Source organism: Ruegeria sp. YKSD179, from assembly GCF_059612885.1.
Map to the genome: position 1 here is coordinate 1 of NZ_JBXWRL010000026.1, position 15,274 is coordinate 15,274.

The following is a 15,274-nucleotide window of genomic DNA, read 5'->3' on the forward strand; positions in this document are numbered from 1 at the left end:
TATGCAGGAAAAGATAACGTTGGCCAGAAAGAATAGCCGCCAGTCACCAAAGTTGACGACCGCCCCGCTGATCATTGGACCAAAAACATTGCCGGTTGTAACACCGGCCAGAATGAGGCCCATAACCAGCGCACGATGTTCTTCGCGGGAAACCTTGGTGGCGCCGTAGGCCAAAGTGCATGGCCACACGCAACCCGCTCCAATTCCCTGCAAGGCCCTAGCACCGATCAGATAGTCCAGCCCGGGTGAAACATAGCAAAGTATTGAGGCGAAGAGGAAGATCGAGAGGCCGACAATCATCATCCTGCGATGGCCGAACATATCACCCATGCGCCCGCCAGCTACCATCGTCATTGCAAAGAACAGGGCATAGATGTTTAGCACCCATTGTGTACTGGTAATGTCGGCATCAAAGCTGTTTTCGATCGCGGGCACGAGCATCAGGGCCCCGGTGAAATCGATCCCGATACCAAAGGCCGTCACCATTAGTGCGATGATTTTTATGATGCTCTTGCGGTCCAAAGGGTCATCCGTGCCGTGTCTTTCGGTCCAATGATGCACGGCAACGGCGGAAAAGAAACAAAATATAGTTTATTGGGAACACGTCCAAACCGTCTAAGATTATGGTTTTGGGGCCATAGATCGGCGAAATGCCCGTTTAAGCATGTCCAATTCAGAGCGCAGCAGAGCAACCTCGGCTCGTAAATCATCGGCGGCGGGTGTGCCCGCTATGATGGTGAAATCGCTCAGTTTCCGATCTGAGTCGGCGTCATAAATGGCTATGCAGTGTACTCCGTCTGACAGTGCCGCGATGGGCACCGGAATTCGTAGATTCCAGCCACCGTTGGCAGGTATCAGTTCGATGCCCTCAAGCAGCTCATCCAGATAAATAGCTTCAATACTGGGTTCGGCATCAGATAATATGTGGCCCTCCCAAATTGCGTTTTCGAAGTTGGTTGGTGTGAGAGTGATCTCTTTCATATAGGTTCCTTTACAGATCGGCGCGGTGATGGCGGCAGAGTGTCAAATCTCGCAACACGATCCGATTCTTCGGCGGTCTTTCCATGATCAGATCCAGCCAAAGTTTTTCAATTCGCCGTTCATTTATCTCTAAATGCGCCAGATCGAAATCGATAGAAGATGCTGCGTCGGTTGTATCAAGTTCCCTTAGAACGTGTTCTGTGTTCGGGCCGTGTTGAATGTTCAGTCGTGCCACCAATTGCACAGGTCGCTCCTGCTCTACGAGTGTGTCCAACCGGATCAAATGCTGTTTGGTAAGGTCAGCCGCGGCTTCCGAGGGTATTTCCACCGAAACGGAAAAGAAAGATCCGGCGAAATCGAACGTTTCGAGTACAAGACTGAATGGCGCCAGATCTTTGTCGCGTCGATTTCTCACTTGCCGAAATGCGATTTCGGCCAAAGGGCAATCATGAAACAGCGTGACATGCCCATCTACACGCGCTTTGCGCGGAATTGAGGCAAGCCCGAGGCGATCAAGGGGTTCGCGCCAGAGGTCGGGTCTCCAAGACCAATCAGTGCCAATAGGTGTTGAAAAGCGAGAAGAGCCAACAAGTGGGCGTACAAGCCGCCCATCCGCCTTTTGGATCAACTGATCCAAACGAGCCCGGAGTTGCCGAGCTTGGTCACGTTGATGCCTTAAGATCGGCAGGGGTGTACGGTCAGCTTGCTGACCTGCTCGTGTCCAACGCGCCAGATATCTGCGATACAAGTAAAGATCCAGAATTCTGTTCATGTCCTCATTTTCCGAAACTGAACCATCATTAGTCAAAGAAAGCCGGGGATTTAAAGCCATCTTTGCAAATCTGAGGTCCAATCTTTCCAAAATGTGAACCGCCTCAACTGCATTGAGTTAGAATGCGCGCCTTGTAATTGACCATTCTTGCATTAGGTCAGGCTGCCGCGTACCTTCAGCGCCTGCAGGCAGCGTGCTGTTGGGAAACAATGCAATACACCCAAAGTAAAGAAGGCAGGGGCATGGAACCCACCCTATTTTCATTCATCTGGAAATACTCAAAAAAGCAGCAGCTTGTTTTGCTTGCACTAACAGTTTTATCTTTTCCATTCCTTTACGCTTCGCTTGAGCTTCCAAAGCAAATAATCAACGATGCAATTGGCGCGCCCGCAAAAACAGTTGAAGCACTAGGGTTCACGGTAACGCAGGTGCAGTACCTGATGATCCTGTGCTTTGCTTTTTTAGCTACAGTTATCGCCAGCGGGTTGATGAAGATGCGCATCAACACGATGAAAGGTGTTTTGGCTGAACGCATGCTTCGTCGCCTGCGGTATACGTTGATCAGTCGGTCAATGCGGTTTCCCAAGTCCTATTTTGCCGCCACAAGCCAGGGTGAATTGGTTTCTATGATCACGTCCGAAGCTGAACCAATGGGCGGTTTGATGGGCGACGCCATTGCGCAGCCCGTTTTCCAGTTTGGTCAGATGATGACGATCGTGACGTTCTTGTTCATGCAAAGCGTCTGGTTTGGGCTTGCCAGTATCGCGCTAATCCCACTGCAGGCTTGGTTGATTCCAAAATTACAGCGCCAAATCAACTTGTTGAACAAGGATAGAATCCAAGAGGTCCGTCATCTTAGTTCGGAAATAGGCGAGAGCGCCGCTGGCATTAGCGATCTTCGCACCAATGGCGGCTGGCGCTACAGGCTGGCGCAATTCAGCCATCGAATGGGGACCTTGTTCGAGATCCGTTTCAAGATTTATAACAAAAAGTTCTTTATGAAATTTCTGAACAATCTGATCACACAGATGACGCCATTCCTTTTTTATTCGGTTGGTGGCTACCTTGCGATCACAGGAGAGGTTACTGTTGGCGCCTTGGTCGCGGCATTGGGTGCGTATAAGGACCTAAGCGGCCCATGGAAGGACTTGCTGACTTATTACAATCAAGTTCAGGACATGTCGTTGCGGTGGGAAATCGTTACCGAACGTTTTGCTCCGTCAAACATGATCCCCGAAGAACTGTTTGAAGGCGAACCAGAGACAATTCCCCGCCTGACCGGAGATATTGAACTGCGCAATGTAACGGTGCGCGACGATGACGGCAAAACCATCTTGGAGGATATTGATCTTACAATCCCTCAGGGTGCACGTGTGGCTATTCAGTCTGTCCATTCGGCCGAGCGCAGCGCGTTAGCGCAACTGCTGACACGTGAGGTACTCCCAGTTCAGGGAGAAGTGATCATAGCCGGACACAATCTGAATGAATTGCATCAAAAAGTTATCGCTGCACGGATCGGTTACGCCTATTCACGGCCCTATCTCTTTGACGGAACGCTGGGAGATAACTTGTTGATGCCTTTGCGGACTCATCCGCAGCACGAGAGCGAGGCCATAAAAGTGCCAACTCGTCGGCAAATCGAGGCTGTGCGCGCGGGCAACCCGCCGGATTCTCTGAGCGATGAATGGATCGACCCCGGTCTGGCAGGATTGGACGACATCGAAGAGATTCGCGACTGGTGGTTCAAGCTCGTTGAGGCAATGGGAATAGACGAGTTTATGTTCCGCCGCACACTCCGCTCCCAGTTCGATCCAAACGCGCACCCAGTGCTTGCTGAGGCGATCGTAAAGCTGCGTGACAAAGTTGCGGCACGCCTAAAAGAAGAAGGTTTGGATGAATACGTTTATCGCTTTGACCCCAACCAGTTTAATCCAGCGGTTCCGTTAGGTGGTAACCTGCTGTTTTCTGCGCCAAGCCGGGATATCTCGCCTGACATACTTGCTGGTGACGACCGTTTTCTGTCGATGCTGGCGGCGCACGGTTTAGACGACGATGCACTGGCCATAGCCGAAGCCGTGTTGGAAACGCTGAACCAAACCTTTGGACGGGATGGGGCAGATCACCCACTGTTTTTGCGTCTGGGTTTGTCCAAGGATATGTATCATCGACTGTTGGACATAGAAGAACGGCGGCAAACCAAGGGTGATGCAGAAATCAGCGATACTGAACGTGCGCTTTTGTTGACAGTACCCTTTATGCTGACGGCCGAGCAGATAGGACCGAGTTTTCCCGAAGAATACAAGGAGAAGATACTTTCCATCCGTCGCAATCAGGCCGAGCGTTTGCGCGACGCGATGGATGGGATGTTTGTTCCGGTCATGCCAGATGTGTACCTGCCGAGATTGACCGCAATGGAAAACGCAATTTATGGGCGCGTATCATTAATGGCCGGAGCAAAAGCCGAAGAGATCGAAAATGTAGTGGCTGAAGTCCTGAACGAGGCAGGTTTGCGCCGCCGCGCTGCTGCCATAATTTATGACTTACCCGCGGGTTTGGGTGGGAACAACTTGCCGACAGTCTTTCAGGAACGTGTTGCGTTTTCCCGTGCAGGGATCAAACGCCCTGATGTATTGATCCTCGACAAGGCATTAGCGAGCCATGATACAGAGAGCCGGCTGCGAACGCGGTTGAAATTGCGCGAGTTGCTGCCCGACTCCGTAATGTTGTTCATGGAGGATCACTTTGCCCACCCCGAAGCTTATGACCTATTTGTCGAAATCAAAGACGGGCGCATTGACGGAGTTTCACGCACGTCGTTCGAATCCGAGGACAGTGCCTCGGACGATTTAAGCCGAAAGCTCAAAATCATATCTACTACAGAGTTATTTTCCCGACTGGACGGACGTAACCAGCGGCTCCTGGCTTTTTCCGCCCAATGGTATGAGGTGGCCGAGGGACAAACGATATTTGCGCGCGGTCAGGCACCAGATGCAGCGTATCTATGCATTTCCGGAGAGGCAAACCTTTACCGGCAAGGTGAGAATGGTGAGACGAGGTTGATTTCGACGATTGTTCCAGGACGTTTGATCGGTGATCTGGCAATCATCACTGGTGAGGCCCGGCAGTTGGATCTGATCGCGAATACAGATTGCACCTTTCTTCGTATTGGTGCTGAAGAGTTGCGCGCAGTCGTGGAAAGCGACGCAACCGTTGCGATGAAGTTGTTGGAAACCGTTGCCGGTTATCTAAGTTCAATCACCGCCAGAATACGTGTGACCGATCTTGAGAGCGAGCTAGAGGTCGAACCAGACGGGGTTGAGACGGGTCATGCCGGGTAGAAGTTTATATTCGGCATACTCCAGCCATGAACAGCTGGTCAAAGCCGTGCGGAGTTACCCTGAACTTTGGCGCCTGCTGGTCGGACTTTTGATCATAGTCATTGTGGTCACGCTTCTGAACGCAGTTTTGTTCTCGACTATCGCCAGTATTGCACCACTAGGTTGGGGCGACGCTCTTCAGCACGGGTCAACGCCGCTTGCAGTGCTTATTGTATTGACGAGTTTCATTTTCACGATTTTCAGCGTTGCGTTGGTTGCGCGTCGTCTTCAACATCGTCCACCAATGACAGTCGTTGGGCAGCCGTCGTTGGCGTTCAGGCAGTTTTGGCGCGTGTTAATAGCTTTGATTGCTTTAAGTCTCGCGCTGTTTGTGCTGCCGCCCTACGATATGGGTGCACCGTTGCAGCAAAACCTGTCATTTGGCACTTGGTTTTTGTTGCTACCTTTGTCTGTCGGCGCTGTTCTGATTCAGAGCAGCGCCGAAGAAATTCTGTTCAGAGGTTTTCTGCAACAAAGCCTAGCTGCTAGATTTCGAACACCCGTGATTTGGATGGGTGTGCCCGCAATTTTGTTCGCGGCAGGGCATTATGCGCCGGCCACTGCGGGCGACAACGCGTTGCTGGTCACGGTCTGGGCCGGGATTTTTTCGATTTTAACGGCAGATTTGACCGCACGTGCAGGAACCTTGGGACCAGCTATAGCCCTGCATTTCTTTAATAACGCAACTGCGCTACTGCTGTTGTCCCTACCAGACAACCTTGGGGGGCTGGCGCTGTTCCATATTCCGTACGATGCATCAGACACTGGTCTGCTGAGGCAATGGCTGTATGTAGATTTTGCTGTAATGATTGTTGGTTGGTTGACGGCACGTTTGGCGATTAGGCGTTGATTGCAATTCTCGCGCCATCATCTTATTTGACGTCAACGCCGCATTATTAAGGTTCCGACATGAACTGGATCACAAACTACGTCCGCCCCCGGATAAACTCGATCTTCTCGCGCCGGGAAGTGCCTGAAAATCTTTGGCACAAGTGTGATGAGTGCGGCACTATGCTTTTCCATCGCGAATTGGCGGAAAACCAGAACGTTTGCACTCAATGTGACCACCACATGCCGATCACTCCGCGCGATCGGTTCAAGCATCTATTCGACGGGGGCATTTTTAACGAAATAGATGTGCCTGCTCCCAAGGATGATCCCTTACAGTTTCGCGACCAAAAGAAATATCCGGATCGCATGAAGGCTGCGCAGAAAAAAACAGGCGAGAAAGAGGCGATGTTGGTAGCAACTGGTGAAATCGGGCGTACCCCGATTGTTGCGGCTGCACAGGATTTTTCGTTTATGGGCGGATCGATGGGAATGTATGTCGGAAACGCCATTATCGCGGCTGCGCAAGAGGCTGTGAAACTAAAACGGCCACTTATTTTGTTTTCTGCAGCGGGCGGGGCGCGGATGCAGGAAGGTATTCTGAGCTTAATGCAAATGCCACGCACAACTGTAGCCGTCGAAATGCTGAAGGAAGCCAATCTTCCTTATATCGTCGTGCTGACCCACCCCACGACAGGTGGGGTCACGGCTTCGTATGCTATGCTCGGTGACGTACACATATCTGAGCCCAATGCACTGATCTGTTTCGCTGGTCCGCGTGTGATTGAACAGACAATCCGGGAAAAGTTGCCAGAGGGGTTCCAGCGCGCGGAATATCTATTGGACCATGGTATGCTGGACCGCGTCACCAAGCGAACTGAAATGCGTGATGAACTGATTACAATCACACGTTTGCTGATGAATCAGCCGCCTGCGGTAAAAGGCGATTTACCCGCCCCTGAACCAAGCAAAGAACCGAAAGCCAAAGCGTCTGCTGAAGCAGCAGGCAAAAAATGACGAACACGTCATCGGACGCTATCCTAGAACGTATGATGGCGCTGCATCCCAAAGTAATTGACCTGACCTTGGATCGGGTTTGGTGTCTATTGGGCAGGCTAGACAACCCGCAAACCAATTTGCCACCGGTCATCCATATTGCGGGGACAAATGGTAAAGGGTCGACGCAGGCGATGATCCGCGCGGGGCTAGAGGGGGCAGGGTTGCGCGTGCATGCCTATACTTCGCCGCACCTGGCCCGGTTTCACGAGCGCATCAGGTTGGCAGGTGAATTGATTTCGGAACCAAACCTGACCGCTGTTCTCGATGAATGCTACGCGGCGAACGGCGGGGAAAACATAACCTATTTCGAGATTACCACTTGCGCAGCGCTATTGGCTTTTTCCCGCACGGCGGCCGATTACACCTTGCTCGAGGTCGGTTTAGGTGGGCGCCTTGACGCCACAAACGTGATTGAAAGACCCACGATTACAGTCGTCACGCCAATTTCGATGGACCATGAACAGTTTCTTGGTGACACACTTGGCAAGATCGCGGCAGAGAAAGCGGGCATTATCAAGCCCGGTGTGCCTTGCGTTGTCGGCCCACAAGAAGACGAAGCACTGGAAGTTATAGAATATACGGCCGCGCGTCTTGGCGCTCCGTTACTAGTTCACGGTCAGCATTGGCACGTGAACGAAGAAAACGGGCGACTTGTCTACCAAGACGAAACAGGGCTACGCGATCTGCCGCTGCCGAACCTGATGGGTGCACATCAGCATCAAAATGCGGGTGCGGCTATCGCCGTTTTACGCCACCTGAACATTGGCGACGACTCTTATGAAGCCTCTGTTACAGATGCCCAGTGGCCTGCCCGGATGCAGCGTTTGAAAACCGGGCCGTTGGTGGAGGCTGCAACGCAGGCAGAGCTTTGGCTGGACGGGGGCCACAATGCCGCTGCAGGAAATGCTCTGGCCAATGTTCTGGCGAAACTGCCGGAACGCCAGACGCATATGATCTGCGGTATGCTGAACACCAAGGATGTTACAGGCTATCTAGCTCCGCTGTCTAAACAGGTCGCCAGCCTGACAGCAGTTTCAATTCCTGGGGAAGCTAACACCTTGAGCGCTGCCGACACCGCCGCAGCCGCGGCCAGTGTAAGCCTGCCTTCTGCAACCGCGGATAGCGTTACAGATGCGCTAAACAAGATCATGGTACACACACCTGATGCGCGCGTACTTATTTGCGGGTCGCTCTATCTGGCTGGTAATGTCCTCAGGCAAAATGGCTAATTAGTTCTTTTGAGGGACCACAACGGTGCGAGAACATCGCTACTTACCCCAATCTTTGTCCTGCATTTCGCGAAGACGCGAGGCCGTGCGTTCAAATTCAAAAGTTCCCTCTCCTTCGACATACAACATTTCAGGCTCTGCCGCTGCAGAGCAAATCAGCCGGACTTTGGCTTCGTACAATGCATCGATCAGGGTAACGAACCTTTTGGCTTCGTTAAAGTTGTTTCGGGACAGGCGTGGGATGTCCTCGAGCACTAAAACTTTCAGTGCATCGGCAACAGCCAAATAATCCCCGGGTCCGAGCATCCTACCACAAAGATCGTAAAAGGACGCGCGACCAACACCGTTTCGAAAAGCTGGTAAGGTGATCTCCCGCCCCTTTACCAGTAATGACAGCGGCTCCGCTGGCCCGCCGGACAGATCATCCCAAACCGACTGGATCTTCTCACGGGCTTCAGGACCAATAGGCGTAAAATAGACCTGTGACCCCTCTAGCCGGTTTTGTCGGTAGTCGGTAGGCGAGACTAATTCCCATACCTGTAATTGATCTTTTATATGTTGGATAAACGGTAGAAAAAGTTGTCGATTCAGCCCGTCTTTGTACAAGTCGTCGGGATGCCGGTTGGATGTTGTAACCACTACGACGCCGCCTGCTTGCAACTGGTCGAAAAGGCGACCGACTATCATTGCATCGGTAATGTCGGTGATTTGCATCTCATCAAAGGCAAGCAACCGAGCAGATTTAATTACGTTTTGGGCAACCGGCGCCAAGGCATCTTCAACCCCTTCCGCGCGCGCTTTGTGTAGTCCGGTGTGTATTTCCTGCATGAAGGCGTGAAAGTGCACGCGGCGCACTGGGATGTCCCCAAGTGTTTCAACGAACATGTCCATCAGCATCGACTTACCGCGCCCCACACCGCCCCACAGGTACAGGCCTTGCGGCGGTGGTGGCGCTTTTCGAAAAAGCCCTCGTTTTATCGGCGCCGCAAGTGCGTTGCGGATTCGATCAAAATTGGGCAGCACCGCCTCTTGCGCGTCATCGCGGGTCAACGAGCCGTTCGCAACGCGCGCCTCGTAAAGCGAAACCAGATCCGTCATACCCGAGCCATAGCGCCTTGATTGCGCGTTGAAAAGCAAGGTTTTACGCATCCATCAATTTTACTAATCTCGATTGTCAAAACTACTGAATTGACCCTTAGGAGAAACGCGGTAACGTCTGGTCCGAATCTTCGAGGACCCCATGCAGCAATCCCCCCGCCTTATGAACCCGATCCTGATCGTGGCGTGTATCATAATTACCGTCAGTTTCGCGGTTCGAGCCTCTTTCGGCGTATTTCAGATTCCCATCGCAGAAGAATTTGGCTGGTTGCGCACTGATTTTTCTATGGCCATTGCTATCCAGAACTTGGCCTGGGGGATCGGCCAACCAATTTTCGGTGCTATCGCAGAAAAGGTTGGGGATCGGCGAGCGATCGTTCTAGGGGCACTGACTTATGCGGCGGGTATGGTGTTGTCGGCATGGTCGGTTACACCGTTTGAGCATCAGATGTACGCATGGTTGGTTGGGTTCGGAATCGCGGGTACGGGCTTTGGCGTGGTTTTGGCAGTCGTTGGTCGGGCATCATCAGACGAAAACCGTTCAATGTCGCTGGCCATCGTTACAGCGGCGGGTAGTTTCGGTCAGGTGATTGGAGCGCCAACGGCTGAATGGCTGTTAAGTTTTCTACCCTGGCAGCAGGTCTTCATTGTATTCGCCATTGCTATTTTGGCGCTGGTAATGACGTTGCCATTCATGAGAGCGCCTGAGCCGATCAGCAAGGCTGAACTGCAAGAGAGCATGGGACAAATCTTGGGAAAGGCGTTTCGCGACCCGTCTTATGCATTAATCTTTCTGGGCTTTTTTAGCTGTGGTTATCAGTTGGGTTTCATCACCGCCCACTTTCCCGCTTTTGTGACAGAGATGTGCGGACCGATCCAGCCCGGCGGAGTTCTGCATTCTATTGGGATTACAACGACATCTGCGCTTGGAGCGGTGTCAATTTCTCTTATCGGGTTGGCTAACATCGCTGGAACTTTGTTGGCCGGTTGGGCAGGAAACCATTTCCCCAAGAAATATCTTCTTGCTGGCGTCTATACAGGCCGTACGCTGGCGGCTGCGCTGTTTATTATGTTTCCCATCACACCTATTTCGGTCGTTGTTTTCTCGCTTGTTATGGGTTCGCTATGGCTTGCCACGGTGCCGCTGACTTCGGGTTTGGTCGCGCACTTGTACGGGCTGCGGTACATGGGTACGCTTTATGGTATCATTTTCCTCAGCCACCAAATCGGCAGTTTCCTGGGTGTCTGGTTGGGTGGCCGCATGTACGACCAATTTGGCGATTACAACATGGTATGGTGGATTGGGGTAGCGATCGGCGCCTTTAGCGCCATTGTCCACCTACCGATCCGAGAAGACCGCTCATCCGCTCCCTTAGCTGCCTAAGTCAGGTTGCCTCTTCAGGTGTTAGTAAACCTTTGCTAATCAAGCAATTCGCCCAACCTTGTGGGCCCTTGAAGTGATGAGTTTGCCATCCCCGAGCGTTTGCAGCTTCGATATTTTCAATTCGATCATCGGCAAACAACAGTGTGGCCGGGTCCAGCCCACAATCGGCTTCGACCATTTCATAGATCGGAGCGTGAGGTTTGACCGCTTTCATCCGCCCCGACACATATTGCCGGTCGAATTCATTTAGAAATGGATAAACCGTGCACGCGAAATCGAAGCTCTGTACACCAAAGTTGGTCAAGGCGAAGGCCGGAATACCCTTAGATCGCAATGCACGTTGAAGGCGGATTGAGTGAGGTATTTCCGGAGTGGCCAGTTCGATCCAATTGTCGTGCCACATGCGGATTTCTTCCCGCCAACTTGGATGTTTCTCGGCCACGCATAGATCGTTTTGGTGAAATGGTGGCCTTGATCGACCAAATCGTTCATGCCGTGGAGATCGACTTCTGAGAACATTTTCTTGCGTCGGTCCTCTCCGATTGCTCGGTCATAGTACCGTTCAGGCTGCCATTCGATGAGAACGTTTCCGATATCAAAAACCACGGCTTCAATCGACATGAGTGGATCCTAAAACTCAACAAATATGCGTTCTGAATAGACAATCTGCGTACTTTGACGCCATCCGCAATGGTTCATTTTTGCGCCACAACAGACAATCAATGGCTTGAGCGTCTTTGACGCGAACGAAAGTTCGGAGTTTATTCTTTGAGAACCGCGCGAATTTCGCGTTCCAGCGCGTCCAAAAACCGTGATTTATCGCTTTTCCCGAATGGCTTTCCAGCGCCGCCAGAACCTAATGGGTTAGCGGCACGCAGGTCGGCCATCAAATCTCGCATTGCCAGTTGCTGGCCTATATTGGCAGCAGTGAAACTCTCGCCATTAGGACGCATAGCCCGGGCGCCAGCTTCTAGGCATTTTGCGGCTAAGGGAATGTCGGACGTGATGACAACGTCCTTAGGACCGCACCGCTCAGCGATCCATTTGTCGGCTTCATCTGCTCCCTCAGAAACTATGATGGTTTGGACCAAGGGATTGGAAGAAGGACGTAGTCCTCCATTTGACACCAGAACCATCGGTATCTTGCGGCGGGTCGCGACCCTTTCAGCCTCGGCCTTTACTGGGCAGGCGTCGCCATCAACGAATAGCGTCGTCACGCCTTCTTAGCCTCCTTCTTAGACGTCTCGGCTGGCTTTTTGCGAACCTTGAACTCATCAGGGATGGGCATTCGGTTGAAAGCATCAAGACCGGCGATCTTGTAGGCTTCAGCCAGCGTCGGATAGTTGAACGTGTTCTGCACAAAATAGTCTACTGTGCCCTTCAGATTAAGCACCGCTTGCGCAATATGAATCAGTTCTGTTGCTCCTTCTCCTACGATCTGCACGCCTAAAACACGCCGTGTTTTCAGTGAGAACAGCATCTTCAGCATGCCGTGCTCGAGCCCCATAATATGTCCGCGTGAAGTTTCGCGAAAACGCGCCACGCCGACTTCGTAGGGAATGCCTCTTTCTTGAAGTTCTTCTTCGGACATGCCGCAGGTTGAAATCTCAGGAACTGAATAGATACCGTACGGGTACCATGGACTTTCAGGTAATGTCGGCGTTTCCAACGCGTGGCAAGCCGCCACTCGCCCTTGCTGTAATGAGGTTGAAGCCAGAGAAGGATGTCCGATCACATCTCCTGTGGCGTAAATATGCGGAACTGACGTCTGGTACGACTTTCGGTCGACTTCGATGCGGTTGCGGTGATCAGTTTCCAGCCCCACGGCGTCTAAGTTTAGGGCCGAAGTCGCGCCCATACGCCCCGCTGCAAAAAGCAACATCTCCGCTCTTACGTGACGACCATTTTCCATAGTTATCTCAACGTGATTTCCGGCGTCCTCAATTTTTTCGACGGCAGAACCCAATCGTAGATCAACACCGTTTTCACGAATCTGATGGGTGAATTCATGGATCAATCTACTGTCAATGAAATCAAGAAACGTCTCGCGAGGTTCGATCAACGTAACCCTTACGTCCAACGCCGAAAACATTGTGGCATATTCAACCCCTATGACACCCGCACCAATCACGCAGAGCGAGCGCGGAATCTCAGCCATCTCAAGGAAGTCGTCGCCGTCAACAATGGTCTTGCCGTTAAAGGGAACATAATCCGGCCGATAGGTTTTTGTCCCCGTTGCGATGATAAACTTTGCGGCAGTTACTCGAGTGGTTTCGCCGGCGTCCGTAGCGACCTCGACCTCATGGGGGCCGATGAATTTTGCCAAACCGTTTAACGTTTCCACATGGTTGCGGTTAAACTGATGTTCCAGAACATCAACTTCGTGATCCAGTGTCATGTGCAGTCGTGCCTTCAGATCTTCGGCACGAATTTGATCTTTGACCCGGTAAGAGCGTCCGTAAAAACTGCGTTCGCGCCATCCGGAAAGGTTCAGAACGGTTTCCCGCAAAGTTTTTGAGGGTATTGTGCCAGTGTGAACCGAGACGCCACCCAGTCTGTCTTTACGGTCTATTACAAGGACGCGTCTTTTTAATTTTCCCGCTTGAATTGCCGCGGCCCGCCCCGACGGTCCGGAACCGATGATGATCAGGTCGTAATCATGATCGCTCATAGCTCAGTCCTTGTACAGCGCCTCTGCGTGGAAGGCGATGTGGTCTTCCATGAAAGTTGACACAAAGAAATAGGAATGATCGTAACCGGGCTGAAGTCGATACGTGGCTTGTTGGCGGCTTTCCGCAATGGCTTGGGCCAATGTTTCGGGCCTTAGCAAGTCTATGAATTGATCGCTTACTCCGGTGTCAATCAACATCGGGCCGTCAAACCCATTGTTCTTCAACAAGAGTGAAGCGTCATGTTTTGCCCATGCATCTTCGTCATCGCCCAAATAGGCCGCCAGTTGCTTGCGGCCCCAATCCGACCCGGTCGGGTTCGAGATTGGCGCAAAAGCCGAAACTGACCTGAAGCGACCCGGTAGGTTCATCGCCAGTGTCAACGCGCCGTGGCCACCCATCGAATGACCTGTAATCGCTTGCCGATCCCTATCGATAGCAAATCTTTCTGACAGTAAGTTGGGCAGTTCTTCAGCCACGTAGTCCCACATATTGAAATGGGGCGCCCAAGGTGTTTGCGTGGCGTTTACATAGAAACCGGCCCCCTGGCCTAAATCATAATCTTCGTGATCCGCCACCTCTTCACCACGTGGAGATGTGTCGGGAAACACAATAGCAATGCCCTGCTCTGACGCCCACGCCTGTGCCCCGGCTTTGACCATTGCGTTTTCATGTGTGCAGGTCAGGCCCGATAGGTACCAAAGAACCGGCACTGGCCCATCTTTGGCTTCGTCGGGCATAAACAGACCAAATGTCATATCGCACTGACACGCAGAAGACGCGTGACGGTACACGCCTTGTACGCCATCAAAACAAACGTTTTCCGAAAGGGTTTCCATCAGGCAAAATCCTCGTTTTGGCTTCGCATTATCGCTAACGATCCATTCCACAGGCGTAAAGTCTGGTGACCAATTACAGGTGCTTTTTTCCCAGAACTGGATATCAAGGTGCACCCAGCCACGCGATGACCAAGGGAACGGTTAAAATACTGAATAGCGTCGAAAGCAAGATCGCCGCCGAGGCACGCTGCGGTGCGACCTTGTAGTGGGCTGCAAGCATATAAACGTTACCTGCGACAGGCAAAGCCGCAGCTGCAATTACCACAGCCGCGGGGAATGCCGCGACAGGGATCAACCAGATCAACATGATCGCAACGAACAGAGGGTGAAGCACAAGTTTACAAAAACTTAACCAGGCGGCGATTTGTACCCGCTCCGCAGATTTGCTGGCCAGGGATGCACCAATCGCAAAAAGCGCACCTGGCGTTGCAGCGCCGCCGAGAATCACGAGGAAGTCACTTAAGGGACTTGGAACGGGTATCTCAAGCGCGGACCATATAAGTCCCGCCGAGATCGATAGGATCATTGGGTTCTTAAAAAGCCCAATAACAATCATCCGAAATGTTCTGATAGTTAGTCGCCCGTCGCGTCCACCATTTATCAAGATGACAATTAGTGAAGAAAAAACCACTAGATCGACAGCTAAGGCCAACATTACTGGTCCAATTGCCGCCTCGGAATACAGCAAGGCCAACATAGGTAAACCAAGAAACCCGACATTGCCTATAGCAGCGCATTGAGCTTCGACTGCCGCTGTTGGGATATCCAGCCCTCGTAGCCAGGCGACCAGTGTTGCGACCAAGTACACAGCCATGGTGCCCAGAAGATATCCAAGAACTAACCGACCGTTGAATATCTCGGCAAACGGCAGAGTAGCAGCAAATCTAAAGAGCATTGCTGATAGGGCAAAATAAAAGACGAACTTTGTAAGATATGCAGTTACCTCTTCGGTAAAAAAGCGACTGCGCCCGGCCCAGTACCCAAGGCCGATGATCGCGAAAAAAGGTAATGTACGCATAAAGATATCGACCATGCGCC

At 52.0% G+C, this 15,274-nt stretch carries 13 protein-coding genes and 1 pseudogene; 5 read left to right on the forward strand and 9 right to left on the reverse strand.

The features are described from left to right. The 3 genes from AC2FNE_RS13470 to AC2FNE_RS13480 all read right to left on the reverse strand — a co-directional run. On the reverse strand, positions 1 to 522 hold a 522-nt coding region (locus tag AC2FNE_RS13470), incomplete at its 3' end, for an MFS transporter (RefSeq protein WP_496805565.1). A 99-nt stretch (positions 523 to 621) separates the two neighbouring features. Then, positions 622 to 981 carry a hypothetical protein gene (locus tag AC2FNE_RS13475; protein ID WP_170605689.1) on the reverse strand — a complete coding sequence of 120 codons (360 nt, stop codon included), beginning with the start codon at positions 979 to 981 and terminating at the stop codon, positions 622 to 624. 10 nt (positions 982 to 991) lie between these two features. Next, on the reverse strand, positions 992 to 1,753 hold the full coding sequence (locus tag AC2FNE_RS13480) for a DUF6478 family protein (RefSeq protein WP_496805566.1): 762 nt from the start codon (positions 1,751 to 1,753) through the stop codon (positions 992 to 994). Between the two features lie 242 nt (positions 1,754 to 1,995). On the opposite strand from AC2FNE_RS13480, the gene AC2FNE_RS13485 reads away from it, so the two are divergent. From AC2FNE_RS13485 to AC2FNE_RS13500, 4 genes are read left to right on the forward strand one after another with little or no spacing between them, the layout of a single operon-like run. After that, positions 1,996 to 5,091 carry an ABC transporter transmembrane domain-containing protein gene (locus AC2FNE_RS13485; protein WP_496805567.1) on the forward strand — a complete coding sequence of 1,032 codons (3,096 nt, stop codon included), beginning with the start codon at positions 1,996 to 1,998 and terminating at the stop codon, positions 5,089 to 5,091. Then, the gene (locus tag AC2FNE_RS13490; protein ID WP_170480099.1) at positions 5,081 to 5,980 is read left to right on the forward strand and encodes a CPBP family intramembrane glutamic endopeptidase; all 900 of its coding nucleotides are present in this window, start codon (positions 5,081 to 5,083) and stop codon (positions 5,978 to 5,980) included. The genes AC2FNE_RS13485 and AC2FNE_RS13490 overlap by 11 nt, the downstream gene beginning before the upstream one ends. A 59-nt stretch (positions 5,981 to 6,039) precedes the next feature. Further along, on the forward strand, positions 6,040 to 6,975 hold the full coding sequence (gene accD, locus AC2FNE_RS13495; protein ID WP_170605695.1) for an acetyl-CoA carboxylase, carboxyltransferase subunit beta: 936 nt from the start codon (positions 6,040 to 6,042) through the stop codon (positions 6,973 to 6,975). Beyond that, the gene (locus AC2FNE_RS13500) at positions 6,972 to 8,246 is read left to right on the forward strand and encodes a bifunctional folylpolyglutamate synthase/dihydrofolate synthase (RefSeq protein ID WP_170605697.1); all 1,275 of its coding nucleotides are present in this window, start codon (positions 6,972 to 6,974) and stop codon (positions 8,244 to 8,246) included. Before accD ends, AC2FNE_RS13500 begins: the two co-directional genes overlap by 4 nt. Before the next feature lie 39 nt (positions 8,247 to 8,285). Here the strand turns inward: AC2FNE_RS13500 and zapE are convergent, their stop codons facing one another. Beyond that, complete coding sequence (zapE, locus tag AC2FNE_RS13505; RefSeq protein WP_496805575.1) at positions 8,286 to 9,344, reverse strand: cell division protein ZapE; 1,059 nt, start codon at positions 9,342 to 9,344, stop codon at positions 8,286 to 8,288. A 142-nt stretch (positions 9,345 to 9,486) separates the two neighbouring features. Here zapE and AC2FNE_RS13510 point away from each other — a divergent pair, with 142 nt between their 5' ends. Further along, positions 9,487 to 10,728, forward strand: coding sequence for an MFS transporter (locus tag AC2FNE_RS13510; RefSeq protein WP_496805568.1), 1,242 nt, complete (start codon positions 9,487 to 9,489; stop codon positions 10,726 to 10,728). A gap of 1 nt (position 10,729) precedes the next feature. On the opposite strand, the pseudogene AC2FNE_RS13515 reads toward AC2FNE_RS13510, so the two are convergent. The 5 genes and pseudogenes from AC2FNE_RS13515 to AC2FNE_RS13535 all read right to left on the reverse strand — a co-directional run bounded on the left by AC2FNE_RS13515 (position 10,730) and on the right by AC2FNE_RS13535 (position 15,269). After that, positions 10,730 to 11,349: pseudogene (locus AC2FNE_RS13515) on the reverse strand (HAD family hydrolase). A gap of 140 nt (positions 11,350 to 11,489) precedes the next feature. After that, the gene (locus AC2FNE_RS13520) at positions 11,490 to 11,945 is read right to left on the reverse strand and encodes a YaiI/YqxD family protein (RefSeq protein ID WP_170605701.1); all 456 of its coding nucleotides are present in this window, start codon (positions 11,943 to 11,945) and stop codon (positions 11,490 to 11,492) included. Continuing rightward, positions 11,942 to 13,399, reverse strand: a complete 1,458-nt coding sequence (sthA, locus tag AC2FNE_RS13525) for a Si-specific NAD(P)(+) transhydrogenase (protein ID WP_170605703.1) — start codon at positions 13,397 to 13,399, stop codon at positions 11,942 to 11,944. The genes AC2FNE_RS13520 and sthA overlap by 4 nt, the downstream gene beginning before the upstream one ends. 3 nt (positions 13,400 to 13,402) lie before the next feature. After that, positions 13,403 to 14,236: an S-formylglutathione hydrolase gene (fghA, locus tag AC2FNE_RS13530; RefSeq protein WP_496805569.1), complete on the reverse strand. Its 834-nt coding sequence runs from the start codon at positions 14,234 to 14,236 to the stop codon at positions 13,403 to 13,405. A gap of 103 nt (positions 14,237 to 14,339) precedes the next feature. Beyond that, a complete protein-coding gene (locus AC2FNE_RS13535) occupies positions 14,340 to 15,269 on the reverse strand; it encodes an AEC family transporter (RefSeq protein ID WP_496805570.1) in 930 nt (309 codons plus the stop codon). Positions 15,270 to 15,274: the final 5 nt, after the last annotated feature.

Bases quoted from the DNA above. Each gene is read 5' to 3' on its own strand.
- AC2FNE_RS13500 (WP_170605697.1), top strand. From the start codon at position 6,972: ATGACGAACACGTCATCGGACGCTATCCTAGAACGTATGATGGCGCTG.
- AC2FNE_RS13535 (WP_496805570.1), bottom strand. From the start codon at position 15,269: ATGGTCGATATCTTTATGCGTACATTACCTTTTTTCGCGATCATCGGC.
- fghA (WP_496805569.1), bottom strand. From the start codon at position 14,236: ATGGAAACCCTTTCGGAAAACGTTTGTTTTGATGGCGTACAAGGCGTG.
- AC2FNE_RS13490 (WP_170480099.1), top strand. From the start codon at position 5,081: ATGCCGGGTAGAAGTTTATATTCGGCATACTCCAGCCATGAACAGCTG.
- zapE (WP_496805575.1), bottom strand. From the start codon at position 9,344: ATGACGGATCTGGTTTCGCTTTACGAGGCGCGCGTTGCGAACGGCTCG.
- accD (WP_170605695.1), top strand. From the start codon at position 6,040: ATGAACTGGATCACAAACTACGTCCGCCCCCGGATAAACTCGATCTTC.
- AC2FNE_RS13480 (WP_496805566.1), bottom strand. From the start codon at position 1,753: ATGAACAGAATTCTGGATCTTTACTTGTATCGCAGATATCTGGCGCGT.
- AC2FNE_RS13475 (WP_170605689.1), bottom strand. From the start codon at position 981: ATGAAAGAGATCACTCTCACACCAACCAACTTCGAAAACGCAATTTGG.
- AC2FNE_RS13485 (WP_496805567.1), top strand. From the start codon at position 1,996: ATGGAACCCACCCTATTTTCATTCATCTGGAAATACTCAAAAAAGCAG.
- AC2FNE_RS13510 (WP_496805568.1), top strand. From the start codon at position 9,487: ATGCAGCAATCCCCCCGCCTTATGAACCCGATCCTGATCGTGGCGTGT.
- sthA (WP_170605703.1), bottom strand. From the start codon at position 13,399: ATGAGCGATCATGATTACGACCTGATCATCATCGGTTCCGGACCGTCG.